Source organism: Meridianimaribacter flavus, from assembly GCF_004366715.1.
GTDB classification, from domain to species: domain Bacteria; phylum Bacteroidota; class Bacteroidia; order Flavobacteriales; family Flavobacteriaceae; genus Gaetbulibacter_B; species Gaetbulibacter_B jejuensis.
Window position 1 is genome coordinate 579401 of record NZ_SOQZ01000001.1, and the last position, 26559, is coordinate 605959.

Consider the following 26559-nt stretch of genomic DNA (forward strand, 5'->3'; position numbering starts at 1 on the left):
TATGAATGCAACACATGAATTAGCAACAGTAGGTGGTGGATGCTTTTGGTGTACCGAAGCCGTTTTTCAACAGGTTAAAGGCGTTGTTAAGGTAACCTCAGGATATTCTGGAGGAACAGTTCCTGGTAAACCAACCTATCGAGAAATTTGTTCAGGGCTCACAGGTCATGCCGAAGTAGTTCAAATAGAGTTTAATCCTAATATAATTTCATATAAGGATATCATTACAATTTTTATGACAACGCATGATCCAACAACTTTAAATAGGCAAGGAGCTGATGTTGGAACACAGTATCGTTCAGTTATTTTTTATCATAATGACAATCAGAAAAAAGTAGCTGAACAGGTTTTAAATGAGCTTAATGTATATTTTGAAAGCCCTATAGTTACAGAGCTTAGTGAACTAGATGTGTTTTATGATGCCGAAGTTGAACATCAAGATTTTTATAAGAATAATCCTGATTATGGCTATTGTAATTTTGTAATTACTCCAAAATTAGCTAAACTACGTCAACTGCATGCCGATAAATTAATATGATAACATTCAATATCAATAACACATTTTCTGAGAACTTGCCTTCTGATGTAGTTTTAGAAAACACCAGAAGACAAGTTGAACAGGCGTGTTTTTCTTATGTTAATCCTAAGTTGGCTCAAAACCCTGAGTTGATTCATAGTTCAGTGGACTTAGCTAAAAACTTAGGTTTAACAGCGCAAGACCTTAAATCAAATGATTTTTTGCAAATAATGTCTGGTAACAGTGTGTATCCAAACACAAAACCCTATGCTATGAACTATGGTGGACATCAATTTGGTAATTGGGCTGGACAATTAGGTGATGGTCGTGCTATAAACCTTTTTGAAATTCAGCAAAACAACAAGCAATGGACTTTACAGCTTAAAGGTGCAGGAGAAACTCCATACTCAAGACAAGGTGATGGTTTGGCAGTATTGCGCTCATCAATTAGAGAGTATTTATGTAGCGAAGCAATGCATCATTTAGGAGTGCCAACTACTAGAGCTTTGGCATTGTTGTCAACAGGAGAAAAAGTACTTAGAGATGTGATGTACGATGGTAACTCAGCTTATGAAAAAGGAGCAATAGTTTGTAGAGTGTCACCAACTTTTATTCGTTTTGGGAATTTTGAAATTTTCGCAGCACGACAAGATTTAAAAACGCTTACTCAATTAACCGATTATACAATTAATCAGTTTTTTCCTCACCTAGGAAAGCCATCAAAAGAGACTTATATTAAGTTTTTTGATGAAGTTTGTCAACGCACATTAGAGATGATTATCCATTGGCAACGAGTAGGTTTTGTACATGGTGTAATGAATACTGATAATATGTCAATTCTTGGTTTAACCATAGACTATGGACCTTATGGTTGGCTAGAAGGTTTTGATTATGGTTGGACACCAAACACAACAGACGCTCAACATAAGCGATACAGATTTGGAAATCAACCCAATATTGGACTTTGGAATTTATACCAACTGGCAAACGCGTTGTATGCTCTGGTTGAAGATGCCACACCTTTTGAAACAGCATTAGAAACCTACAAGAACAATTTTGATAAACAATCATTAGAAATGATGCGTTCAAAACTTGGTTTAGAATTTAAAGAGGCTTCAGATATACAACTTATTCATGAGTTAGAAGAAACGTTATTATTATCTGAAACAGATATGACACTGTTTTTTAGGTTGCTTTCTAAGTTTTCAGTAGATAATCCAAAAAGAGGTTTAGAACTCATAAAGCCTGCTTTTTATTCTGAAATATCTAATGAAATAAAAGAAAAGTGGCTGCTTTGGTTTGATAAGTATGCGTTAAGATTAAAAAAGGAAACGTTGAGTAGCACTGAACGTTCTAAAAAAATGAATGCTGTAAACCCAAAATATGTATTGCGAAATTACATGGCACAATTAGCAATAGATAAAGCCGAAGAAGGAGATTATAGCTTGGTTGAAGAGTTGTTTGAATTGTTAAAAAAACCCTACGACGAACAACCAGAAAATGAAAAGTGGTTTGCAAAACGACCAGAATGGGCAAGACATAAAATAGGGTGTTCAATGCTGTCATGCAGTTCTTAATTAGTATTTTTATAATAAAATTTTACATATGATATCCGCAAAAAAGCTTTTGTTTTTAAGCGTCATTACTTTTTTAACCATTGGTTGCGCTACTTACAAACCTCAATATAGTAGTGAAGAATGGTCGCAACCTTCATTTCCTGATAAAGAAATTGATAAAACATTTTATCTTATTGGAGATGCAGGGTTATCACCGGAAAATGGAATGTCAAAAGGTTTAACGGCTTTAAATCAACATTTGCAAGGAAAGAAAACAAAAGACGATTATGTTCTTTTTTTAGGAGATAATGTATATCCTTCAGGACTTCATGGTAAAAACCATAAATTGAGAGCAAGTGATGAAAACAATCTTGATGCTCAATTTAAATCGGTTAAAGATTTTAAAGGTGAAATCATTTTTATTCCTGGCAATCATGAGTGGTATGCCAATGGTGTAAAAGGTGTTAAAGCGCAAGAGAAATATGTGGAGGATGCTTTAGGGAAAAACACTTTTTTGCCTGAAAACGGTTGTCCTTTAGAGAGTATAGATGTAAATGAAACAGTTCAATTAATCATTATAGATAGTCAGTGGTATCTCGAAAACTGGAATCATAACCCAACTATAAATGATGAGTGCGAAATAAAAACAAGAGATAGATTTATTCTAGAGCTCGAAGGAGAAATTAAAAAAGCGCAGAACAAGACCATTGTTTTAGCGATGCACCATCCTATGTACACTAATGGTACACATGGAGGACAATATGCAGCAATAAAACATCTATTTCCATTGCAGCAAAAAATTCCAATGCCAATTTTAGGTTCGGTAATTACGCAAATTAGAACTCAAGGAGGAATTTCAATACAAGATAGATACAACGAAAGATACCATAAACTCGTTAACAGAATAGAAACTTTAGCGAAGGAAAGTGGAAACATCGTTTTTGTTTCAGGTCATGAACATACCTTGCAGTACATTGAGCACGAAGGTATAAAACAAATAGTTTCAGGATCAGGAGCTAAAGAGTCTTATGCAGCATTATCACACGACGGATTGTTTTCCTATGGAAAACAAGGGTTTGCTGAACTTACCGTTTTTAAAGACGGAAGTTCTTGGGTGAGATATTATGATGCCGAAGGTAATACACCTAAAGTACTGTTTCAAAAAGAGGTTTATAAACCAAACAAGCATTTTGATACATCATCGCTTCCTGATACGTTTCCTAATGAAGTTGAAGTTTCTGTTTACGATGAAGAAGAAACAGATAAATCTATGTTTTTTAAATCGGTTTGGGGAGATCACTACCGAAAAGTTTATAGTACAAAAATTAAAGCTAAAGTAGCTACGTTAGATACTCTTTATGGAGGTTTAGAAGTAGTTAGAAAAGGTGGAGGACACCAAACAAGATCTCTAAGATTAAAGACAAAAGATGGTCGTGAACTCAACATGAGAGCATTACGAAAAAGTGCAACGCAGTACTTACAAGCTGTTTTGTTTAAAGAAAATTATATTGAAGATCAGTTTGAACAAACCGAAGTTGAAAGTTTAATTCTCGATTTCTATACAGCAGCCCATCCTTATGCGTTTATGGTGGTTCCTGATTTGTCTGATGCTGCAGATGTATATCATACCAACCCAAAGCTGTACTATATTCCAAAGCATAAACACTTAGGTGATTTTAATACTGAATATGGTGATGAGTTATATATGATTGAAGAGCGACCAGAAGATAACTATACTGATGAAAGAACTTTTGGTTATGCTGATGATATTGAAAGCACACACGATATTATTGAAAAAGTACGTAAAGATGAAGAATATAAAATAGACGAAGAAGCATACATTCGTGCACGTTTGTTCGATATGCTAATTGGAGATTGGGACAGACACCAAGATCAATGGCGTTGGGCACAATTTGACCAAGAAAATGGAGATAAACTCTACAAACCAATACCAAGAGATAGAGACCAAGTATTTTCAAATTTTGATGGTGCGTTGTTAGATGTTATGAGAGTAATTTCAGGGTCTACAAATCAGTTGCAAGTATATGATGAAGAACTGAAAGACGTCAAATGGATGAATAGTGCTGGAGTTAAACTAGACCGAGTTTTAATTCAGCAATCCGAACTTGATGTATGGTTAGCACAAGCACAGTTTCTACAAGAAAACGTTACAGATGATGTTATTGAGCATGCTTTTTCAAAAACACCTAAAGAAGTTCAAGACGAAACTTTTGAAGAAATCAAACAAAAGCTAAAAGGACGTAGAGGTAATCTACAAGACATTGCTAAGCGATATTATAATTATTTAAATGAATTAGTAATTCTTTCAGCAACTGATAAAGATGATTATATTGAAGTAAAGCGTATTGGAGACAACAAAACTCAGGTTACAATCTCAAGAATTAAAGATGGAGAAAAAGCCGATGTGTTGGTTGATAGAGTTTTTGATAAAGACATCACAAAAGAGTTATGGATTTATGGTTTAGATGATAAAGATGTTTTTGAAGTTACAGGAAAAGCTAACAACTTAATTTTTACAAGATTAATTGGAGGTCAAGAAAACGACACTTACATTATAAAAAAAGGACGACGCGTTAAAATCTACGACCATAAAAGTAAAAAGAACACAATTCAAGAAAATAAAGGTGCGCAGATAAAATTGACAGATGTTTACAACCTAAACCTTTTTGATTTCAAGAAAAATATTACTAGAAATACTGTAATTACACCAAATTTAGGGTTCAATCCAGATGATGGATTCTTAATTGGAGGTTCAATTCATTACTCAGTAAAAGGATTTCAACGTAATCCGTTTTCGCAAGAACATAGGTTTAAAACAGGATATTATTTTGCAACAAGCGGTTTTGATTTAAGGTACGAAGGTGAATTTGCAAATATTTTTGGTGAATGGAACTTGCATTTAAGCGGAGTACTTACTAGTGAGAATTTTGCAAATAATTACTTTGGATATGGTAATGAAACCGTAAATAATGATGACGATTTGGGTTTAGATTACAATAGGGTAAAAACCAGTGTTTATGGAGCATCTATTGGAATTGTGAAAAAATCTGGATTTGGTAGTGATTATGGGTTTAAACTTGCTTTTGAAGGTGTAGAGTTGCAAGACTCACCAAATAGAATAATTACCGATTTGGTTCCAGTTGGTTCAGATGAAGAGTTTTATGAAAGACGTTATTTTTCATCAGTTGATGCAACTTATGAATATGAAAGTTTTGATAATAAAATCAATCCAAGCAAAGGAATGACATTTATGTTTAATGCAGGAGCAAAAACCGAATTAGAAAAGTTTAAAAACATATTTGCTTTTGTAAACTCAAATTTAGGGTTTTACAATGCTCTTGGTATGCGAGAGCTTGTGCTTAAAACAGATATCAGAACTCAGCTAAGGTTTGGTGATGACTTCTTGTTTTATCAAGGCGCAATTATTGGTGGACATAATGGACTAAGAGGTTTTAGAACAGACCGATTTACAGGAAAAAGTTCCTTGGTTACAAGTGCCGATTTACGCTACAGCTTTCCATCTTTTAAAACAAAAACATTACCATTTCAAATAGGTGTTTTTGGTGGTTTTGATGTAGGTCGAGTTTGGGCAAAATATGAAGATTCCGAAAAGTGGCACAACGACTACGGTTTTGGTACTTGGATAACTGCTGCCGAAAGTCTTTCAGGAACTTTTAACTTTTTTAATAGTGTCGAAGGTTGGCGATTCTCGTTTGGCTTTGGTTTAAACTTTTAATGAAGCTTAAAGCTATAAATGTTACTGCCTAAATCGCCATTGCGCTCTTCAGAAATGTAAACTGTGTTTTGGTCTTTAAAGCAAATGCCTTCTTTTTGAGAATTATGGTCAAAATATTGAGCTTCTACATTGCCTTTAAAAAAGTTATCTGAACTAAAATCTGTGATTTTCCATAGTTTGTCATGGTTTAAAAGCACTACAGTTTTACCATCGTTACTAATATCAGCAGAGGTGATTTTATTGTCTTTTCCGTCAAGATTAAATTCAGTAACAAGTTTTGCGGTTTGCTTTCCTATTTCATTTTTCACCTTAAGCAATACGCATTTTTTGGTTTCTTTGCTAAAAAGATAAAAATGGTCATTAAACAGGAAAAAAGCTTCAAAATCCTTTTTTTTAATACCTTTTGGTAACGAAAACTCAATTTTTTCAGCATTAACGTCGTCATCATTCAAATTTGAATGCGCTACTTTATAAATAAAAAAATCATCGCGTTTACCTGAATTGTTCCCAAAATCTCCAATATAAATATTGCCTTCAGTGTCCGAAGTCAATTCTTCCCAATCAATATTATCTGCATTATCAATGTCTATATCTCTACTTAAAGTTCCATTAACATCAATTGCGTAAAGGTTGTTAGCATTTCCCTTATCTTCAATAACCCAAAACAAGTCATTATTGTCAATAGTTTCAATAGCTGAAACCTCAGTGAGATGTTCAGGTATATTGCAAACTACGTCTAGTTTTCCTGTTTGACAAGCGGTTAAAATAAAGGCGAAAAATAAAATTTGGGCTTTAATCATTATAAAAATCTTCATGCTGACAAGATATTGAGATTGTTTACCAAACTAAAATTATTAACCTTAAAGTATTTATAAAATATAAGCTATTGCTTGTTCATTTTTAATAATTTTGAAACTGAAAAGCCTTTATGATTATGACAAAAGTTGAAGATTTACTCGAACTTCTCAATTTAAAATCCGTTGATGTAAATGTGTTTCAAGGGTATAATAAAACCGTAGGAAGCCCAAATGTGTTTGGTGGTCAGGTTTTGGCGCAGGCCATTAATGCAGCTTCACAAACCATAACTAATAATAGAGTTTTGCACTCTATGCATGCGTATTTTTTAGAAGCAGGAAATTTAGAACTTCCTATAATTTATAATGTGGCTTTGGTGAGAGATGGCGGAAGTTTTTCGGTACGTCGTGTCACTGCAGACCAAAACGGAAAAACCATTTTTATTCTTTCGGCATCGTTTCATAAAAAAGAAGATGGCTATAATCATCAAATTGATATAAATACCAAGGTAAAGCAACCAGAAGAACTAATGAGTTGGACTGATATGCTAGAGCAATTTGGCGATGCGATTCCTAAAAAAACAAAAGGATTTATTGAAATTGAACGCCCAATTGAGTTTAAGCCTGTTGAGGTTGTAAATCCGTTTAATAAAGAAGATTTGCCACCTTTTACAAACGTGTGGTTTAAATTAAAAGGCGACACAAGTAATTTGAATTTAGCATCAAAGCAGCAAATTTTAACATACGTTTCAGACTATAATATTCTGGCTGCTGCAATGAATCGTCATGCTAGTAAAGCACATTGGGGAAATACGCAAACTGCTAGTTTAGATCACTCTATGTGGTATTTTAGAGATTTTGATTTTGACGATTGGTTGCTGTATTCTATTGAATCGCCTAATACATCAAATGCACGCGGATTCGCCAAAGGAAACATTTTTACACGCGACGGAAAACTTGTAGCTTCAGTGGCTCAAGAAGGGTTAATGCGTCCATTAAATAGCTAATGAAACATTACGACGTTATAATAATTGGAGGTGGTGCAGCAGGTTTTTTTGCGGCTATTAATTGTGCAGAACAAAACCCAAAGCTCAATATCTGCATTCTAGAAAAAAATAAAGAAGGCTTACAAAAGGTAAAAATTTCTGGAGGTGGTCGCTGCAATGTGACGCATGCAGAGTTTATTCCGCAGGAATTGGTAAATAATTATCCAAGAGGCGAAAAGGAGCTGTTAGGACCTTTTCATCAGTTTATGACAGGTGATACCATTGAGTGGTTTGATAAGCGCGGTGTGGCATTAAAGATAGAAGAAGATGGTCGTATGTTTCCAGTAACCGATTCGTCGCAAACCATTATAGACTGTTTTTTAAACGAAGCCCAAAAACTTCAAATAGACGTTTTGTACAGTCAAAATGTTCAGGATATTGAAATTTTAGAAGCGCAAGAGGTATTTCAAATTAAAACAAAAGACACCAATTTTCAATGCGAAAAGCTACTAGTAGCCACAGGAAGTAGCGTGAAATTTTGGAAATTAATATCACAATTAGGACATACGATTGTGCAACCTGTTCCGTCACTATTTACATTTAATATTAATGACAAACGTATTAAGAACATTCCAGGAGTTGTTGCTCAAGATGTAGAAGTTAACATATTAAAAATCGATTTATCATCGCAAGGACCTTTGCTTATTACGCATTGGGGAATGAGCGCACCTGCGATTTTAAAATTATCGGCTTTTGGCGCTGTGGAATTAGCAAAAATGGATTACAAATTTCAAATTGAAATTAATTTTATAAAGCAAGATTTTGAGAGTTGTTTAGATTATCTCAAAGCTATCAAACACGATTTTGGTAAAAAACTAGTTTATAAATTACCACAGTTTGAATTGCCTAAACGCTTATGGCAGCAATTGGTTTTAGCGTCTGGTATGACTCAAGATACACGTTGGGCAGATGTAAATAAGCAAGAATTAGACAGTCTTACAGAACAGTTAACACAAGCCGTTTTTGATGTCAATGGAAAAAGCACGTTTAAAGACGAATTTGTTACTGCAGGTGGTATCGATTTAAAAGAAGTCAATTTTAAAACGTTTAAAAGTAAGCGCGTTCCTAATTTGTATTTTGCTGGCGAAGTACTCAATGTAGATGCTATTACAGGTGGCTTTAATTTCCAAAATGCTTGGACAGGAGCTTTTATTGCTGCAAACACGATAGCCAAAAAAAGTCCCCTCTAAAAAGAGGGGATTAGGGGTGTGTTCATATAAATTAGTTTCGAATGAAAATTTATTACAATCCAAAACTTAAAGAATTAGCAAGGCAACTTCGGAATAACGCTACAAAGTCAGAAATTAAACTTTGGACTTATTTACGCAGAAGCCAGATGTATGGATACGATTTTCATAGACAAAAGCCTATTGATGAATACATCGTTGATTTCTTTTGTAATAAATTACAATTAGCTATTGAGTGTGATGGCTATTCTCATGAAATATTAGAGGTTTATGAAAAGGATGTGAAAAAGACAAAACGATTGAATGATTTAGGGGTTTATGTTTTGCGTTTTTCTGATTTTCAAATCATGAATGATATTGATAATGTTATTAGAGCAATTGAAGATTATATTCTTAAATTTGAAGAAAATAATACACCTCCCTTAATCCCTCCTTTCTAGGAGGGAAATAAAATATGAAATATATAGCATTACTTCGTGGTATTAACGTATCGGGACACAAGAAAATCCCGATGGCAGAATTACGAACACTATTAACAGATTCTGGTTTAGAAAATGTGCAAACTTATATTCAGACAGGTAACGTCATTTTTGATGCGGCTGCATCTGCTGAAATACTTAAAAATCAAATAGAAGTTGCTGTAAAAAATCATTTTGGCTTTGATGTGCCTGTTTTGGTAATAACGCCTAAAGTACTGCGACAAATTTTTAATGATTGTCCTTTTTCTGAAGAAAAAAAGCAAAACAGCTATTTCTCATTATTATATGATGCGCCAAAACAAGAATTGATTGATGCTGTTGTAGAAATAAAATACCCAAACGAAGAAGTTTCAATAACCAAAAACTGTATTTATTTTTACTGTTCTACAGGTTATGGGAAAACCAAATACAACAATAATTTCTTCGAAAAGAAATTAAATGTCACAGCAACTGCTAGAAACTATAAAACAATGCTAAAGTTGTTATCTTTGTCGGAATAATTAGAGATAATGACCGAACAAGATTTTATTCCAAAGCCATATACAAACACTTTAAAACAAGGAAAAGTCACTTGGGAATCGCCTAGTAACATAGCCTTGGTGAAATATTGGGGAAAACGCGATCCGCAAATTCCAGAGAATCCATCTATAAGTTTTACGTTAAGTCAATGCAAAACCATAACAACACTATCATACAAGCAAAAGGAGGTAACTAGCGATTTTTCGTTTGATGTGTTTTTAGATGGTGAAAAAAAAGATGCTTTTAAACCAAAAATTGAAACATTTTTTAAGCGTGTTGAGCAATATGTGCCGTTTTTAAAGGATTTTCATTTTACTATTGAAACAAAAAACACGTTTCCGCATAGTTCAGGAATTGCATCATCTGCTTCAGGAATGAGTGCTTTGGCATTGTGTTTAATGAGTGTTGAAAAACTGTTTAATACAGAAATGTCTAATACGTTTTTTAATCAAAAAGCATCGTTTTTGGCGCGTTTAGGTTCTGGTTCGGCATGCAGAAGTGTGGAAGGTGATTTGATTGTTTGGGGACACACAAAACACGTAGCTGAAAGCAGTGATTTGTTTGGAGTGAAATATCCTTATACAGTTCACGATAATTTTAAGAACTATCAAGATACCATCTTGTTGATTGATAAAGGCGAAAAACAAGTAAGTAGTACAGTTGGTCATAATTTAATGCATAATCATCCGTATGCTGCAAGTCGATTTCAGCAAGCTCACGATAATCTTGAAAAGCTAAAACCAATTCTAGAAGCTGGCGATATAAAAGGATTTATCAACCTAATGGAAAGCGAAGCGTTAACATTGCACGGGATGATGATGACTAGCAATCCGTATTACATTTTAATGAAACCAAACACTTTGGAAGTGATTAATCGTATTTGGAAGTTTAGAGAAGATACAGGTTTACATATTGGTTTTACGTTAGATGCAGGTGCCAATGTTCATATATTATATCCAGAATCTGAAAAAGTAGAAATTCTTAACTTTATTGAAAACGAATTAGTTGCATATTGTAAAAATGGCGAATATATTTGCGACCAAATTGGTTTTGGAGCGAACCAAATAGAATAATTAATCGTATATTTACATAGTAGATTGCTGTTGAAACTATGAAAGGACCACTTTTTTACTCAAAAATCCTACTTTTTGGAGAATATGGAATCATTAAAGATTCCAAAGGATTGTCTATTCCGTATAATTTTTATAATGGAGCTTTAAAAGTAGCATCAGAACTTACTAATGAAGCAAAAGCATCTAATGACGCTTTAAAACGATTTGCTGATTATTTAGAGCAAGTAGATGCTGAATTAGTGACTTTTGATATTGAAGCATTAAAGCAAGATATTGCTAACGGAATGTATTTTGACTCGTCAATACCACAAGGTTATGGTGTAGGAAGTAGTGGTGCACTTGTTGCAGCGATTTACGATAAATATGCTCATGATAAAATAACCGTTTTAGAGAATTTAACACGTGAAAAGTTATTGCAGCTTAAAGCTATTTTCTCTGAAATGGAATCCTTTTTCCATGGAAAATCTTCTGGATTAGATCCATTAAACAGTTATTTGAGTTTGCCAATTCTTATCAATTCAAAAGATAATATTGAAGCAACAGGTATACCTTCGCAAAAAGTAGACGGTAAAGGTGCTGTCTTTTTATTAGATAGTGGTGTTGTAGGAGAAACAGCTCCTATGGTAAGTATTTTTATGGAAAACATGAAGCAAGAAGGTTTCCGTAATATGCTTAAAGACCAATTTATAAAACATACCGATGCTTGTGTTGAAGACTTCTTAAAAGGTGATATTAAATCATTGTTTAATAATACGAAGCAATTGTCTAAAGTGGTTTTAAATCATTTTAAACCTATGATTCCAAAGCAATTTCACGAACTATGGAAGAAAGGTTTAGAAACCAATGATTACTACTTAAAGCTTTGCGGTTCTGGTGGTGGAGGCTATATTTTAGGTTTCACTGAAGACATTAATAAAGCCAAAAAAGCGTTAGAAGGTTATAAACTAGAAGTGGTTTATAATTTTTAATACACATTTTTGTCATTCTGAACTTGTTTTAGAATCTCACTTTCAATTTCTATGCTAACCAGAAAACAAAAACATATCCTACTTAAGTTTTTCAGTATGTTTTCTGTGATTAGAGGCTATAATATTTTGGTTGTAGTAATTGCGCAGTATTTAGCATCCATTTACATTTTAGCACATGATAAACCAGTAAAGGAAGTTGTTCTAGACCTTAATTTATTAATGCTTGTACTTGCATCGGCAGCTGCTATTGCTGGAGGTTATATTATTAACAATTTCTACGATTCTGAAAAGGATTTAATCAATAGGCCAAGAAAAACGATGTTAGACAGATTAGTGAGTCAAAACACGAAGCTATCATTCTATTTTGTGCTTAATTTCATTGCTGTTATTTTGGCTAGTTACGTGTCATTTAGAGCGGTAGTATTCTTTTCGGTGTATATTTTTGCAATTTGGTTTTACTCTCATAAATTAAAAAAGTTACCGTTTATTGGTAACTTGGTTTCTGCTATTTTAACCATTACACCTTTCTTTGTCATTTTTGTATACTATAAAAACTTTGAGCACGTAGTTTTTGTGCATGCTATGTTTTTGTTTTTAGTGATTTCTATGCGTGAGCTTACAAAAGATTTAGAAAATCTTCAGGGAGATATGGCTCAAGACTATCATACTATTCCTGTGGTGTATGGCGAAAAAGCTTCAAAATTAATGCTCACTGTTTTAAGTGTTTTGACATTAGTGCCTACGCTGCTGCTTATTTTTCAGTATCAAGTAGGAAAAATGAGTTATTACTTTTATGTAAGTATTGTGTTGCTTTTAGTGTTTGTTGTAATGCTATGGAAATCAAATTCAAAATCACAATACTTAATTCTTCATAATATTTTAAAGCTTATTATAGTTTTAGGAGTCATTAGTATTCCTTTGATTGATATTGGCTTAGTACTTAATAAAATCACTTTTATTCGATAAGCAATAATTTATCGTATATCTTTGCAGCAAAATTTAGTTTAATTAATACAATTTCCGTTTTAGCGGAATAAAGATATGAGCAGAAAGCAAGGTACAGGAGGAAGCAAAAGACCATCAGGTAGAGGACAAAGACACAACCAAGGAACTCGATCTGGAAGAGGAGGAAACAACTCTGGAGGAAAAAGCTATGCAAGAGGAAATGCTCCTATGAAAAAGAAAAACACCACAAAGGCGTCAGCAGATGAAATACGCTTAAATAAATACATTGCCAATTCAGGTATGTGTTCTCGTCGTGAAGCTGATGAGCATATTGCAATTGGTTTGGTAACTGTAAATGGAAAAGTAGTTACCGAAATGGGCTATAAAGTGCAACTTGATGACGATGTACGTTATGATGGAGCACGCATTACACCTGAGAAAAAAACATATGTTTTACTTAATAAACCTAAGGGTTTTGCTACAACCACTAGCGAAGGCAAAGGACGTACAGTAATGGACTTGGTAGCAAATGCAACTAGCGCACGTATTAAACCTATTGGACGTTTAGGTAGAAACTCAACAGGATTATTGTTGTTTACCAATGATGAAACTGTGGTTAAAAAATTCACCAATTCTAAAAATGGTGTAACACGCTTATTTCAAATAGAACTAGATAAAAACTTAAAATTTGAAGACTTAAAAGCTATTCAAGACGGTTTGAAGGTTGACGGAAAAGAAATATATGTTGAAGAAGTTAGCTATATTGAAGGTGAATCAAAAAATCAAATAGGGTTAAAAATTAAAAATACAGGAAACACAGTAATAAGAACCATCTTTGATCATTTAAAATATAATATCATTAAAATTGATTGTGTAGCGATTGCACATCTTACCAAAAAAGACATTCCTCGTGGTCACTGGAAACACCTTACAATTCAGGAAATCAACACCTTAAAGATGTTGTAGTTAAAAAGTTTAAAAAAAATAAAAAAAAACTTTTTTTATAAAAAAAATGTATTTCATTTGCAGTGCATTTAGCTGAACAAATTGAAATCTGTTTTTACGTTCGGGTTTTTGAACATCAGGAAGTCATATTCAAAAACTGCTTATAGGTTAAGTAACCGAATTTTAGAGCTAACTTCCGCTTACTACATCGTTATGAGCCAACATTTGTATGGCTTCATTCCTACAACCCATCCTCAAATACAAGTTTGATATACATTAATTTGTTGTTATCTTAATGTCGAATTCCAGAATAATTCACATTTTTAAATTTTAAAACATAATGTAACCAATTGATTTTGCTATTTTATATGGCATTATTGATTAACTTGTCTCAAAAGAGTAAAAACAAAACAAAAACATGAATACTAAATACATTGATTTAATCAATCAATCTTTTTATTTTCCTCAAGAGGAGTTTAAACTTGAAAATAACCATTTACAATTCCATGATATCGATTTAAAACAATTGATAGAAACTTATGGAGCTCCTTTAAAATTTACCTATTTACCGCAAATATCAAATAACATCAATCGTGCAAAAACATGGTTTGATAATGCGATAAAAAAGCATAATTATCCAGCAACATATAACTATTGTTACTGTACAAAAAGTTCTCACTTTAAGCATGTGCTTAACGAGGCTTTAAAAAATGATATTCATATAGAAACCTCTTCGGCTTTTGATATTGATATCGTTGAAAGCTTAAAGAAAGCTGGAAAAATCACAGATAAAACTTATGTGATTAGTAATGGGTTTAAGCGTTCTCAATACGTCACCAATATTGCTAGACTAATTAACGATGGTCATAAAAACTGTATTCCAATTATTGATAATTATGAAGAGCTAGATTTACTTTCAGAAGAAATTAAAGGCAAGTTTAAAGTAGGAATCCGTATTGCGTCAGAAGAAGAGCCTAAATTTGAGTTTTATACCTCAAGATTAGGAATAGGTTATAAAAACATTGTGCCATTTTATAAAAGTCAAATTCAAGATAATAAGAAAGTAGAATTAAAAATGCTTCACTTTTTTATTAATACAGGAATTCGTGATAATGCGTATTACTGGAACGAGCTTTTAAAATGTTTAAAAGTTTACATTAGCTTAAAAAAGATATGTCCAACCTTGGACAGCTTAAACATTGGAGGCGGATTTCCAATTAAAAATTCATTGGCATTTGAGTTTGATTATGAGTATATGGTAGATGAAATCATCAACCAAATTAAAATTGCTTGTGATGAAGCAGATGTTGAGGTGCCACATATTTTTACCGAATTTGGTAGCTTTACTGTAGGAGAAAGTGGAGGAGCAATCTATGAGGTGTTGTACCAAAAGCAACAAAACGACCGTGAAAAGTGGAATATGATTAACTCATCATTTATCACAACATTGCCTGATACTTGGGCAATAAACAAGCGCTTTATTATGCTTCCAGTAAACCGTTGGAACGATAGTTATGAGCGTGTGTTGTTAGGAGGGTTAACTTGTGATAGTGACGATTATTACAATAGTGAACAGCATATGAATGCTATTTACTTACCAAAATATAACAAAGAAAAACCCTTGTATATTGGCTTCTTTAACACAGGAGCGTATCAAGAAACTATTGGTGGATTTGGAGGTTTGCAACACTGCTTGATTCCGTCGCCAAAACATATTTTAATTGATAAAGACAACGATGGAAACATCACAACAGAATTATTTAGTGAACAACAAAAAAGTGAAGACTTACTTAAAATTTTAGGTTACCATGAGCAATAAAACGTATGCTGGAATTTCAGAAGAATATTCCAAATTAGACAGTTCAAAAATTGTTTTAATTCCTGTGCCTTACGATGGTACAAGTACTTGGCAAAAAGGTGCCGACAAAGGTCCTGATGCCTTTTTAGATGCTTCTGAAAATATGGAGCTTTATGACATTGAAACCGATACTGAGGTTTACAAGCAAGGTGTGTTTTTAGCAGATGCAATTACTGAAAGCGCATCACCAGAAGCTGTAGTTGATGCTGTACATGAAATGACTAAAAAGTATATTAAACGCAATAAGTTTGTAACCCTTTTTGGTGGAGAGCATTCTATTTCAATAGGAAGTATTCGTGCGTTTAATGAATGTTTTGATAACTTAACAGTATTGCAAATTGATGCACATGCTGACTTACGTAAGGAGTATGAAGGTTCAAAATGTAACCACGCATGTGCTGTTTATGAAGCAAGTCAAACGACTAATTTAATTCAAGTAGGTATTCGCTCAATGGATGTTATGGAAAAAACAGTTATGGATGAGGACAAAACCTATTTTGCTCACGAAATGGCTGAAGATGACAACTGGATGGATTCTGCAATAGATCAAATGACTGATAACGTATTTATCACGTTTGATTTAGATGCGTTTGACCCTTCAATTATGCCAAGTACAGGAACACCAGAACCAGGAGGTTTATTCTGGTACGAAACACTAGAGTTCTTAAAGCAAGTATTTGCTGAGAGAAACGTAGTAGGTTTTGATATCGTTGAGTTGTGCCCAAATAAAATTGATAAATCATCAGACTTTTTAGCTGCAAAGCTGTATTATAAAATGTTAACCTATAAATTCTTAAATGAAGATGTAGATGATGATTATGACAATAATTTTAGCGATAACAGCTCAGGAATAAATAAATTTTCTAAATTTAATGACGAGGATGACAACTAAAGGACACATATCACAATTTATTGAAAAGTATTATTTGCACTTTAATGCAGCAGCATTAGTTGATGCGGCAAAGGCTTACGAAGACCAATTAAACTCAGGAGCAAAAATGCTGGTGTCTCTAGCAGGAGCTATGAGTACTGCAGAGCTTGGGAAGATTTTTGCTGAAATGATTCGTCAGGATAAAGTACATATTATTTCTTGTACAGGAGCCAATCTAGAAGAAGACATCATGAACTTGGTTGCGCACTCTCATTACGAGCGTGTACCAAACTATCGCGATTTAACACCACAACAAGAGTGGGATTTGTTAGAGCGAGGTTTAAACCGAGTAACTGATACATGTATTCCTGAAGAGGAAGCTTTTAGAAGATTGCAAGAGCATATTTTTAAAATTTGGAAAGATGCCGAAGAAGCTGGAGAGCGTTATTTTCCGCATGAATTTATGTACAAGATGTTATTGAGTGGTGTACTTGAAGAATACTACGAGATAGACTTAAAAGACTCTTGGATGTATGCAGCAGCAGAAAAGAATTTACCAATAGTTGTTCCTGGTTGGGAAGACAGTACTATGGGTAACATTTTTGCGAGTTATGTATTAAAAGGAGAGCTTAAAGCAAGTACTATGAAATCAGGTATTGAGTACATGACATTTTTAGCTGATTGGTACACTGATAATTCTGAAAAAGGAATTGGTTTCTTCCAAATAGGAGGAGGTATTGCTGGCGATTTCCCTATATGTGTAGTGCCAATGCTATACCAAGATATGGAACGTACTGATACACCTTTCTGGAGTTATTTTTGTCAAATAAGCGATTCAACAACAAGTTATGGGTCGTACTCAGGAGCTGTCCCAAATGAAAAAATCACTTGGGGAAAATTAGATATTAACACACCAAAATTTATTATAGAAAGTGATGCTACTATTGTTGCACCACTTATATTTGCTTACCTACTAGATATGTAATTATGAACAAAAAAGACAATCTTAAGCGTGTAATTGTTGATTTTAAAAAATTAACACCAGAAATTTTAGCATTGTTAGTTGAAAAATATCCTGATGGTTATGATGATGACCACGTTATATCTTTCAAAAATGCTAATAACGAAATTGTTGAAGCTGTAGAAGTAAGTACTGAAGACACTAAGTATTTAGTAAAAGTAAGTACTAAATTAGCTGTAACAATGGAGAATTATGATGAAGATGATTATGAAGATTATGACGATGATGATCCAGAAGCAGTACAAGAACCAGAAATGGACCAAGAGGCTGACTCTGACGAGGATTAGTCACACACTACAGTTTTGATGTTTTAGAACAGATCTAGTCTGAAAAATAGCATATACTTAAAAATGAAGTCGCCATATTTTGGCGACTTCTTAAATTCTTCACCAAAATTATCTTTCAAAAGGCTTAATTCATTTTCTTCAAACTTAGTTGAGCGTATTGAAAAATAAACTAAATTTATGTAAAATATAATGTTATGTCGGCACATTTTCATTTAGCATTACCATGCTTAAGTATCAGTGAGACAAAGGCTTTCTATGTTGATAGTCTTGGTGCTCAGGTAGGACGATCAGCACAAAACTGGGTTGATATTAATTTGTACAATAATCAAATTACATTTACTAAAAGTGGTCCTTTTAATTTTGATTGTCAAAGCTATTCTTTTGGAGGTGAAATTTTACCATCCTTTCATTTCGGAATTATTTTAGAGCAGCAAAAATGGAAAACGCTTTTAAACACCTTAAAGTTTAGAAATGTTCCTGTTCAATCTGAAGTTGATTTTTTAATTGAGAAAGTAGGAGAACATCATTCGTTTTTTCTAAAAGATCCAAACGATTATACTGTAGAGTTTAAATCGTTTACTAACCAAAGCGAGATTTTTAAATATTAATGTATACCGTTTTTGCTTACCAAGTGTCTAGCTTAATACAAGTTAGAGAAGGAAAAAATAACTTTAAATGGGAGTTGCTTTTTTCTGATAGTGATGAGCTTTTTTATAGCTATTCAAAAGAAAAATTCATCTATATTTTTCAATATGGAATGGTGAGTTTTTTTAATATGACTACCAACGAAATTAATGCAGCATTAGATGAAATAAAACCGTTTTGTAAAGACTTCTTTTCCGACAAAATTTCTGAAGATGTGCAAATCTCAATTCAACCCAATACATTAAAAGTGGAGTTTGAAAAAGTCATTTTGCCTGAAATTGATGAGGAAATGGTGCGATTGGTGATGTTAAATGCATCACAGTCTGTAGCATTAGATAACTATTCTGAAATTACTGAAGAACTTTTAATTGAAACCAACCAACATACTCTTTATCTTGAAAATAAAGGGAAGTTGGATATTTCTGGAAACAAGTTAAAGCGCTTTATTGGTAAAGTACTTAACATAAAAAATAAAATTTCAGAAAATCTGTATATTTTCGATTCACCAGAAATTACTTTAGAAAACGAACAATTAAACAAGTTAAATCACGATTTAAAGCAATCTTTTGACTTAAAAGACAGATATAGATTAATCCATGATAGAATAGAGATTATCAAAGAAAATCTAGAGCTTTTTAAAGACATAATGGATCACAAAGAAAGCAGTAAACTAGAATGGATTATTATTATCCTTATTCTTGTTGAGGTGGTTGATATGTTTATTGCAAAACTGTTTTTTTAAAATCTAAAGCGATTGTATTAACCCTTTAAAAAGTGTAATCATATTTGGTTCAGCTATTGCGGCTGTAGCTATAATGTCATCAATGGCTACAGCTTCTAAATTGTCAGGATCACATTCATCAGTCAGTACAGAAATTGCTGCAACTTTAAGGTTGAGGTGATTAGCAACTATTACTTCTGGTACAGTACTCATACCTACTGCATCAGCACCAATAATTTTTAGCATTCTGTATTCAGCTCTTGTTTCTAACTGAGGACCAACAACGCTTGCATAAACACCTTCGTGTAACGTAATGTTGTTGGTTTTAGCTATAGATTTAAAAGTATTGTTTATGGTTGCATCATAAGGTGCACTCATATCAGCAAATCGTTCGCCTAAAAGCGACACGCCTTTAAAGGCTAGAGGAGAGCTACCTTGAAGGTTAATATGATCGTCAATAAGCATTAATTCACCTTTTTTGAAATTGAGATTAATAGCACCAGAAGCATTAGAAACTAGTAAAGTGGTAATGCCTAATTTTTCCATAACACGAACTGGATAAGTTACGTCTTGTAACGTGTAGCCTTCGTACAAGTGAAAACGACCTTGCATAACAATAACTTTTTTACCTTCAAGCTCACCAAAAATTAATTTGCCTTTATGAAACTCAACTGTTGCTGTTGGAAAATTAGGAATGTGATTATAGCTTACTTCTTTAAGAATAGTAATTTCATCTAAAAGCATACCTAAGCCAGTACCTAGAATAATTCCTATTTCAGGATTAATAAATCCTTTATATTTTAAGTAGTCAACGGTCTCGTTTATATAGTTTATCATAATTGGTTTTTAAATCGTTAACACAAAAATAAGTGAAATGTATTTAAAAATTGTAAGGATTATTAATTGCGTTAGACCAAGATGCAAAACTTAATGATAATGAAATATTCATAACGATTAGGTTGCTAATCAACCAAAATGGGATTAGGGTATTTTATTTCACCATTGTAAAACACATAAATAAAAAAAACAAATGAAAAACACACTTTTAGTTTTGTTAACTGTATTAACAACATTTAGCCTTAGTGCACAAGTACCAGAAAAAGCAGAAGACGTAAGTCCTTTATTGGTAGGGGAAACAATCCCAAATGCTAACTTAATTGATAAGAATGGTGAAGAAATTGCTCTGAAAAAAATCATTAAAGAAAAACCAACTGTTTTGGTGTTTTATCGTGGAGGATGGTGCCCTTATTGTAACACACAATTAGCTTCTTTAGCTGAATCTGAATCAGAAATCTTAGAATTGGGTTACCAAATAGTAGCAGTAAGTCCTGATAACTACAAAAATTTAGCACCAACAGGAGAAACTAACAAAGTAGGTTATAGCCTTTATGCAGACCCTGAAGCAAAACTTATTCAAGCAACAGGAATTGGTTTTAAAACTCCAGGAATGGCAGTGTCGTATATTGAAAAGAAAACAAAGATGGAAGCAACTGAGATTTTACCAGTTCCAACGGTTATGATCTTAAATACATCTGGTGATATTTTATTTGAATACATCAACCCTAATTATAAAACAAGATTAAGTAAGGAGTTGCTGGTAGCTTCTCTAAAAGCTTTAAAAGCTGATATGTAATTAGGTTTCATACCCTTTAAAACCGAAAAACCCTGACACTTGTGTCAGGGTTTTTTTGTGGTGGTGCCTCCAGGAATCGAACCAGGGACACAAGGATTTTCAGTCCTTTGCTCTACCAACTGAGCTAAGGCACCAGTTGCTTAATTGCGGATGCAAATATAAATTCATTTTTATTAAACACAAAAAGAAAAGATATAAAAATTGCTTTTGTAAATTTACAGCTTTAATTAATATCATGAATTTAATAGTAGATGTTGGTAATTCTTATGTGAAATTCGCTGTATTTCAGTCATATGAGTTAATAGATAAAGTGTTTTTTAAATTAGAGGACTTTGAAAAAGAGTTTAAAATAATTTTAAAAAATCACGAAAAAATTAATAGATGTATTGTTTCTTCAGTAGGAAAACTCAATACATCTCATCTAAAAGCAATCCAAAAAAAGCTAGATGTTCTTGTTTTGGACTCTAATACTAAACTTCCGTTTAAAAACTTGTATGATACTCCTAAAACACTTGGTGTAGATAGAATTGCTTTAGTAAGTGCTTCTGTAAAACAGTTTCCTGATAATAATGCTTTAATTATTGATGCAGGTACTTGTATAACTTATGATTTTATTAATACTGAAAATGAATATCTTGGAGGTGCTATTTCACCAGGAATTAGAATGCGATATAAAGCATTAAATAATTTAACTGCAAATCTTCCGTTATTAGATACTGAACTTCCAAAAGACTTTATTGGAACTGCGACAGACAGTTCAATACACTCTGGAGTTGTAAATGGAATTTTAAAAGAAATTGATGGTGTTATAGACCAATATGAAGAAAAATACCCACATTTAACAGTTATTTTAACAGGCGGAGACGCTAATTTCTTGTCAAAACAATTAAAAAATAGCATATTTGCCAACTCTAATTTTCTTTTAGAAGGTTTAAACTTTATTTTAGAATTTAATTCAAACTAATGATAAAAAGACTTGTAGTAGTTTTAATAACTTTTTTTGCATTACAGTCACATGCTCAAGAAGGTACAGCTTCGCCATATTCATTTTACGGAATAGGAAGTTTAAAATTTAAAGGTACAGTTGAGAATAGAAGTATGGGTGGATTGAGCATTTATACTGATAGTATCCATATTAATTTAAGAAACCCAGCAGGATACGCTGGTAATAATTTGAAAATTTGGAACGAAGAAAGCAGACCAGTTAAATTTACAGTAGGAGGAAGCTACTCAAGCACTAACTTAAAGAGTGAATCGCAAAGCGATAATACAAGTACTACAACTTTTGATTATTTTGCACTTTCAGTCCCAATGGGGAAATTTGGATTAGGAATGGGGTTATTGCCATACACATCAGTAGGTTATAAACTTGAATCTAATAACGACGACGGAAATATAAACAATAGATATACAGGAGAAGGAGGTCTTAATAAAGCATTTTTGGCAATAGGTTATCAAATTACTGAAGATCTTAGTGTAGGTGTCGATGCTAATTATAATTTTGGGAATATTCAAAACAATGTAGCAGAGTATAGATACGATGACGATGGAGTGTTAATTCAATATGCAACTATTGAAGCCAATAGATCTGATTTAAGTGGGCTAAACTTTAACATTGGTGTATCATACAAAACAATGGTAAGTAACAAGCTTGAGCTTATTTCTGGGTTAACCTATTCGCCTAAAAGTAAAATTGGCTCAAACAACTCAAGAACCTTTACAGCAGGTACAAACACTATTGAATCCGATTTAGCTGCTGAAGGCTTAGATCAAACCGATTTAACTTTGCCTTCAAGCTTTTCTTTTGGAGTAGGTATAGGTCAACCAAGAAAATGGTTTTTAGGAGCTGAATATTCGTCTCAAAACACAAGCGAATTTTCAAACCCAATTTTTTCTATAGATAATACCAATTTTGTAAACGCGTCTTCGTTTTCATTAGGAGGGTTTTATATTCCTAATTACGATTCTTTTTCAGGGTATTGGAAAAGAGCAACTTATAGAGCAGGTATGCGCTTTGAACATACAGGGTTAAAAATAAATAATGAGGATATTAGAGAGTTTGGCATGTCTTTTGGAGTTGGATTACCAGTTGGAGGTATGTTTTCTAATGCAAACCTTGGATTAGAGTTTGGTAAGCGTGGAACAACTAACGCAAATTTAATACAAGAGAATTTCATTAATTTCCAACTAAGTTTATCTTTAAACGATAGATGGTTCCAAAAAATTAAATATAACTAACGGTAAAATAATAAAACGATGAAGACTAAAATTACTTTAATACTAGTTGCCTTGTTTATGAGTGTTAACCTTGGTTTTGCTCAGCAAGATGAAGAGTGCATGACCAACTTAACAATCTTTACAGATTACTACAAGAGTAAAAAGTATGATGAGGCTTATGAGCCATGGATGAAAGTTAGAAATAAATGTCCAAAGTTTAATAGAGCTATCTATGCTTACGGAGAAAAAATATTAAAACACAAAATTGATAACTCTACTGGAGCTGAACAAAAAGCATATATAGAAGATTTAATGCTGTTATGGGATAAAGCCCTAGAATATTTTCCAAGTCACTATGATTTAGGAGAAGTATTATCAGATAAAGGTTTGTTAATGTATGATAATAAGAAAGCTCTTGGTGTTACAGATAAACAATTGTTTGATGCATTTGATAAAGCTTACAAGCAAGATTTAGAAAATTTCACAAGTGCAAAAGGTTTGTATGTATACTTTACTTCTATAGTTGATATGTATAAAGCTGGACAAGCGCCAATTCAAGATGTATTTAATAAGTACGATGACATCTCTGATAAAATCGAAAAAGAAGTAGGAAACTTTACTGAGAAGTTAAATAAGCTAGTTACTAAAGAAGAGTCTGGTCAAAAATTATCTTCAAAAGAAGAAAAGTATAAAAAGTACTATGAAGACTCATTAGAAGCTTACGATAAGATTTCTGGTAGTATTGATACATATTTAGGTCAGTTAGCTAACTGTGAAAACCTAATTCCTTTATACAAGAAAGATTTCGAAACCTATAAAAACGATGCAGTTTGGTTAAAACGTGCTGTAAACAGAATGTATAACAAAGAATGTACTGATGATCCATTGTATATTGAGCTAGTAAAAGCGTATGATGCTACTGATCCATCTGCAGATACTAAATACTTTGTGGCTACAATATTATTTAACCAAGGTAAGGATAACGAAGCTATGGATTATTTAAAACAAGCTTTCGACCTTCAAACGGATACTTACAAAAAAGGTAAACTTGCTGAAAAAATTGGTTCTATCTTAAAGAAAAAAGGAAGATATGGAGAAGCTAGAGGTTACTATAGAGAATCTTTAAAGTTAAACCCATCAAACGGAAGACCACACTTAGCTATTGCTGCTATGTATGCTGCTAGTGCAAACAACTGTGGTGATACAAACTTTAACAAAAGAGCAATGTTCTGGTATGCTGCACAAGAAGCACTTAAAGCTGGTAAAGTTGATGCTAACCTTAAGTCAGCTGCAAACCAAACTTACGAGAGCTATATGGCAAAAGCACCTTCTAGAAGTGAGATTTTCTCTTGTAGTTGTTCAGGAGAAGTTATTAAGTTTAACTGTTGGACAGGAGGTAGTGTAACCGTACCAAGTCTTTAATGAAAGCACATATTTTACATAGTATAAAAAACATAGTCACAGTAATTGCTGTGACTATGTTTTTTTCATGTAAAAACAATTTTAAAGAAGTTCAAAAAGTTGGTATTCTGCAAAACGAGCCTATTGGAGAAGCAGAACATATCGATTTAAAATACACCGAAAAACTTGAAGATTCAGGTAAATTAAAGGCAAACTTAAAAAGTCCTAAAATGTTTGATTACTCCAACAGGAGTTTTGCGTTTTCTGAATTTCCTCAAGGCATACATCTTACCGTTTTTGACGAAGAAAATAACAAAAGCGTTATTGTTTCTGACTATGCTATTTTTTATAGCGAAACCGATCTTATAGATCTTCAAGGTAACGTAGTAATTTCTACTCACAGTAGAGATACGCTATTTGCCGAACAACTTTACTACGACCAAAAAAGAGAATGGTTATTTACAAACAAACCCGTAACCTTGCGTTCTGGCTCTGAGATAAGCCACGGAAAAGGTTTTGACTCTGACTCTAACTTTAAAAATTTTGAAGTTACTGAGATGAGTGGTATTGTTTATTTGGATGAATAATTAGTTATCTTTGCTCCAACTAACTTTTATAAAAAATGAAAATTCTTAGCTTTTTTCAATATGTATATGCATTTGTAGCAATTGTTTTTACTTACGAAGCTATAAACGAATGGAATGTTGATAGGAACCGATCTTATTTTATGCTGTTTTTAGCAGCACTTGCAACATTTATGTTTTTCTTCAGAAAGCGATTCAGAAAAAAATTTGAAGACCGAAATCAAAAATAATATATGGATTTCAGTATCTTGATTATTGTTTTATCACTGCTTTTATCTGCCTTTTTTTCTGGTATGGAAATCGCTTATGTGTCTTCAAACAAGATACACATTGAAATTGAAAAAAAGCAGGACGATTTTCTTGCAAAAATATTAAGACGACTTACCGAAAGACCTTCTAAATATATTGCCACAATGCTTATTGGTAATAATATAGCATTGGTAATTTACGGTTTTGTAATGGGAGACGTTCTTGTTGATTGGTTTCAATCCATGTTGCCTACCGATTCAGGATTTGTACACTATTTGCTTACCGATTTAAGCTTACTTTCCCAAACGATTATCTCAACAATAATCATTTTAATAACTGCCGAATTTTTACCAAAGGTATTTTTTCAAATTTATGCTAATTCTTTTCTTAAGATTTTTGCATTACCAGCGTATATTTTTTACCTATTGTTTTGGTTTATTTCCTCTTTTGTGATTTGGATTTCTGACCTTATTTTGAAATACTTTTTTAAAACCGATGGAGACGATGTACAGTTGGCAATGACCAAAGTTGAACTGGGTAATTACATAAGTGAGCAAATGGAGGCTGTTGAGGAGCATGAAGAAGTGGATAGTGAGATTCAGATTTTTCAAAACGCCTTAGAGTTTTCTGAAGTAAAAACTAGAGAGGTTATGATACCAAGAACCGAAATAGTTGCTGTTGAGGTTAACGATTCTATCAAAAACATCAATAACTTATTTACTACTTCTGGTTTGTCAAAAATCTTGGTATACAAAGACACTATTGATGATGTTTTGGGCTATGTGCATTCTTTTGAGTTGTTTAAAAAACCAAAGTCTATTAAATCCATCACACTTCCTGTAGAGTTTGTTCCAGAAACTATGCTTGCCAAAGATGTGCTTAATATTCTTACTAAAAAGCGAAAAAGTATTGCAGTTGTTATAGATGAGTATGGTGGGACATCTGGTATAATGACGGTTGAAGATATTATAGAAGAATTATTTGGTGAAATTGAAGACGAGCACGATACAGTGGCTTTAATCGAAGAAAAAATTGACGATAAAAACTATAAATTTTCGGCGCGTTTAGAAGTGGATTATCTCAACGAAGCCTATAAACTTAATCTGCCAGAAGGCGAAAACTACGAAACTTTAGGAGGCTTAATAGTGGATGAAACCGAAGAAATACCTCAGGTTGATACCCAAGTTGTTATAGAAAATTTCCTGTTTACAATCTTAGAAGTGTCTTCTACAAAAATTGATGTGGTTTCTCTTAAAATCCTCGAAGAAGAATAAACGTTATATTAC

At 32.9% G+C, this 26559-nt stretch carries 26 protein-coding genes and 1 tRNA gene; 24 read left to right on the plus strand and 3 right to left on the minus strand.

All coding sequences use genetic code 11. The annotated features are described in order from the left end of the window. Nucleotide 1: 1 nt before the first annotated feature. The 3 genes from msrA to A8975_RS02595 are packed head-to-tail and all read left to right on the plus strand — an operon-like array spanning nucleotide 2 to nucleotide 5830. Nucleotides 2-538 (plus strand): peptide-methionine (S)-S-oxide reductase MsrA, encoded by a 537-nt coding sequence (gene msrA, locus A8975_RS02585; protein ID WP_134198577.1) that lies wholly within the window; start codon nucleotides 2-4, stop codon nucleotides 536-538. Continuing rightward, complete coding sequence (locus A8975_RS02590) at nucleotides 538-2094, plus strand: protein adenylyltransferase SelO (RefSeq protein ID WP_134198861.1); 1557 nt, start codon at nucleotides 538-540, stop codon at nucleotides 2092-2094. The genes msrA and A8975_RS02590 overlap by 1 nt, the downstream gene beginning before the upstream one ends. Before the next feature lie 28 nt (nucleotides 2095-2122). Beyond that, nucleotides 2123-5830 carry a metallophosphoesterase gene (locus tag A8975_RS02595; RefSeq protein ID WP_166667435.1) on the plus strand — a complete coding sequence of 1236 codons (3708 nt, stop codon included), beginning with the start codon at nucleotides 2123-2125 and terminating at the stop codon, nucleotides 5828-5830. Here the strand turns inward: A8975_RS02595 and A8975_RS02600 are convergent. After that, nucleotides 5827-6645, minus strand: coding sequence for a hypothetical protein (locus A8975_RS02600; RefSeq protein WP_243832936.1), 819 nt, complete (start codon nucleotides 6643-6645; stop codon nucleotides 5827-5829). The genes A8975_RS02595 and A8975_RS02600 overlap by 4 nt on opposite strands. 119 nt (nucleotides 6646-6764) lie before the next feature. On the opposite strand from A8975_RS02600, the gene A8975_RS02605 reads away from it, so the two are divergent. From A8975_RS02605 to A8975_RS02670, 14 genes are all read left to right on the plus strand, one after another. After that, a complete protein-coding gene (locus A8975_RS02605; RefSeq protein WP_134198578.1) occupies nucleotides 6765-7631 on the plus strand; it encodes an acyl-CoA thioesterase in 867 nt (288 codons plus the stop codon). Beyond that, entirely contained in the window at nucleotides 7631-8860 is a 1230-nt protein-coding gene (locus tag A8975_RS02610) for an NAD(P)/FAD-dependent oxidoreductase (RefSeq protein ID WP_134198579.1), read from the plus strand. Before A8975_RS02605 ends, A8975_RS02610 begins: the two co-directional genes overlap by 1 nt. A 41-nt stretch (nucleotides 8861-8901) precedes the next feature. Next, on the plus strand, nucleotides 8902-9297 hold the full coding sequence (locus A8975_RS02615) for an endonuclease domain-containing protein (protein WP_129759365.1): 396 nt from the start codon (nucleotides 8902-8904) through the stop codon (nucleotides 9295-9297). Between the two features lie 14 nt (nucleotides 9298-9311). Then, the gene (locus tag A8975_RS02620; RefSeq protein ID WP_134198580.1) at nucleotides 9312-9836 is read left to right on the plus strand and encodes a DUF1697 domain-containing protein; all 525 of its coding nucleotides are present in this window, start codon (nucleotides 9312-9314) and stop codon (nucleotides 9834-9836) included. 9 nt (nucleotides 9837-9845) lie between these two features. Then, on the plus strand, nucleotides 9846-10928 hold the full coding sequence (locus tag A8975_RS02625; RefSeq protein WP_134198581.1) for a diphosphomevalonate/mevalonate 3,5-bisphosphate decarboxylase family protein: 1083 nt from the start codon (nucleotides 9846-9848) through the stop codon (nucleotides 10926-10928). A 38-nt stretch (nucleotides 10929-10966) separates the two neighbouring features. Beyond that, the gene (locus A8975_RS02630; protein WP_134198582.1) at nucleotides 10967-11896 is read left to right on the plus strand and encodes a mevalonate kinase; all 930 of its coding nucleotides are present in this window, start codon (nucleotides 10967-10969) and stop codon (nucleotides 11894-11896) included. Between the two features lie 51 nt (nucleotides 11897-11947). Continuing rightward, nucleotides 11948-12862: a geranylgeranylglycerol-phosphate geranylgeranyltransferase gene (locus tag A8975_RS02635; protein WP_131506072.1), complete on the plus strand. Its 915-nt coding sequence runs from the start codon at nucleotides 11948-11950 to the stop codon at nucleotides 12860-12862. 75 nt (nucleotides 12863-12937) lie between these two features. Beyond that, nucleotides 12938-13807, plus strand: coding sequence for a pseudouridine synthase (locus A8975_RS02640; protein ID WP_131506071.1), 870 nt, complete (start codon nucleotides 12938-12940; stop codon nucleotides 13805-13807). Between the two features lie 397 nt (nucleotides 13808-14204). Continuing rightward, complete coding sequence (locus A8975_RS02645) at nucleotides 14205-15605, plus strand: arginine decarboxylase (protein WP_129759359.1); 1401 nt, start codon at nucleotides 14205-14207, stop codon at nucleotides 15603-15605. Continuing rightward, nucleotides 15595-16536 (plus strand): agmatinase, encoded by a 942-nt coding sequence (gene speB / locus A8975_RS02650; protein WP_129759358.1) that lies wholly within the window; start codon nucleotides 15595-15597, stop codon nucleotides 16534-16536. Before A8975_RS02645 ends, speB begins: the two co-directional genes overlap by 11 nt. Next, nucleotides 16526-17500 carry a deoxyhypusine synthase family protein gene (locus A8975_RS02655; RefSeq protein ID WP_129759357.1) on the plus strand — a complete coding sequence of 325 codons (975 nt, stop codon included), beginning with the start codon at nucleotides 16526-16528 and terminating at the stop codon, nucleotides 17498-17500. Before speB ends, A8975_RS02655 begins: the two co-directional genes overlap by 11 nt. A 2-nt stretch (nucleotides 17501-17502) precedes the next feature. After that, complete coding sequence (locus A8975_RS02660) at nucleotides 17503-17823, plus strand: hypothetical protein (protein ID WP_129759356.1); 321 nt, start codon at nucleotides 17503-17505, stop codon at nucleotides 17821-17823. Nucleotides 17824-18017: 194 nt separating this feature from the next. Next, on the plus strand, nucleotides 18018-18431 hold the full coding sequence (locus tag A8975_RS02665; protein ID WP_131506069.1) for a VOC family protein: 414 nt from the start codon (nucleotides 18018-18020) through the stop codon (nucleotides 18429-18431). Further along, nucleotides 18431-19210 carry an RMD1 family protein gene (locus tag A8975_RS02670; RefSeq protein ID WP_129759354.1) on the plus strand — a complete coding sequence of 260 codons (780 nt, stop codon included), beginning with the start codon at nucleotides 18431-18433 and terminating at the stop codon, nucleotides 19208-19210. Before A8975_RS02665 ends, A8975_RS02670 begins: the two co-directional genes overlap by 1 nt. Before the next feature lie 3 nt (nucleotides 19211-19213). Here A8975_RS02670 and A8975_RS02675 read toward each other — a convergent pair whose 3' ends face one another. Beyond that, nucleotides 19214-20026: a purine-nucleoside phosphorylase gene (locus A8975_RS02675; RefSeq protein WP_134198583.1), complete on the minus strand. Its 813-nt coding sequence runs from the start codon at nucleotides 20024-20026 to the stop codon at nucleotides 19214-19216. A 193-nt stretch (nucleotides 20027-20219) separates the two neighbouring features. Between A8975_RS02675 and A8975_RS02680 the strand changes: the two genes are divergently transcribed. Next, nucleotides 20220-20822, plus strand: coding sequence for a peroxiredoxin-like family protein (locus A8975_RS02680; RefSeq protein ID WP_131506068.1), 603 nt, complete (start codon nucleotides 20220-20222; stop codon nucleotides 20820-20822). 58 nt (nucleotides 20823-20880) lie between these two features. Here A8975_RS02680 and A8975_RS02685 read toward each other — a convergent pair. Then, nucleotides 20881-20956, minus strand: a tRNA-Phe gene (locus A8975_RS02685). A gap of 101 nt (nucleotides 20957-21057) precedes the next feature. Here A8975_RS02685 and A8975_RS02690 point away from each other — a divergent pair. The 6 genes from A8975_RS02690 to A8975_RS02715 are packed head-to-tail and all read left to right on the plus strand — an operon-like array spanning nucleotide 21058 to nucleotide 26547. Further along, nucleotides 21058-21786, plus strand: a complete 729-nt coding sequence (locus A8975_RS02690) for a type III pantothenate kinase (RefSeq protein WP_131506037.1) — start codon at nucleotides 21058-21060, stop codon at nucleotides 21784-21786. Beyond that, nucleotides 21786-23060, plus strand: coding sequence for a hypothetical protein (locus tag A8975_RS02695; RefSeq protein WP_134198584.1), 1275 nt, complete (start codon nucleotides 21786-21788; stop codon nucleotides 23058-23060). The genes A8975_RS02690 and A8975_RS02695 overlap by 1 nt, the downstream gene beginning before the upstream one ends. 18 nt (nucleotides 23061-23078) lie before the next feature. Continuing rightward, nucleotides 23079-24461 carry a tetratricopeptide repeat protein gene (locus A8975_RS02700; RefSeq protein WP_134198585.1) on the plus strand — a complete coding sequence of 461 codons (1383 nt, stop codon included), beginning with the start codon at nucleotides 23079-23081 and terminating at the stop codon, nucleotides 24459-24461. Continuing rightward, nucleotides 24461-25027 (plus strand): LPS export ABC transporter periplasmic protein LptC, encoded by a 567-nt coding sequence (gene lptC / locus A8975_RS02705; protein WP_134198586.1) that lies wholly within the window; start codon nucleotides 24461-24463, stop codon nucleotides 25025-25027. Before A8975_RS02700 ends, lptC begins: the two co-directional genes overlap by 1 nt. A 35-nt stretch (nucleotides 25028-25062) precedes the next feature. Then, nucleotides 25063-25254, plus strand: a complete 192-nt coding sequence (locus A8975_RS02710) for a hypothetical protein (RefSeq protein ID WP_134198587.1) — start codon at nucleotides 25063-25065, stop codon at nucleotides 25252-25254. 3 nt (nucleotides 25255-25257) lie between these two features. After that, nucleotides 25258-26547, plus strand: coding sequence for a hemolysin family protein (locus A8975_RS02715; RefSeq protein WP_129759346.1), 1290 nt, complete (start codon nucleotides 25258-25260; stop codon nucleotides 26545-26547). Nucleotides 26548-26559: the final 12 nt, after the last annotated feature.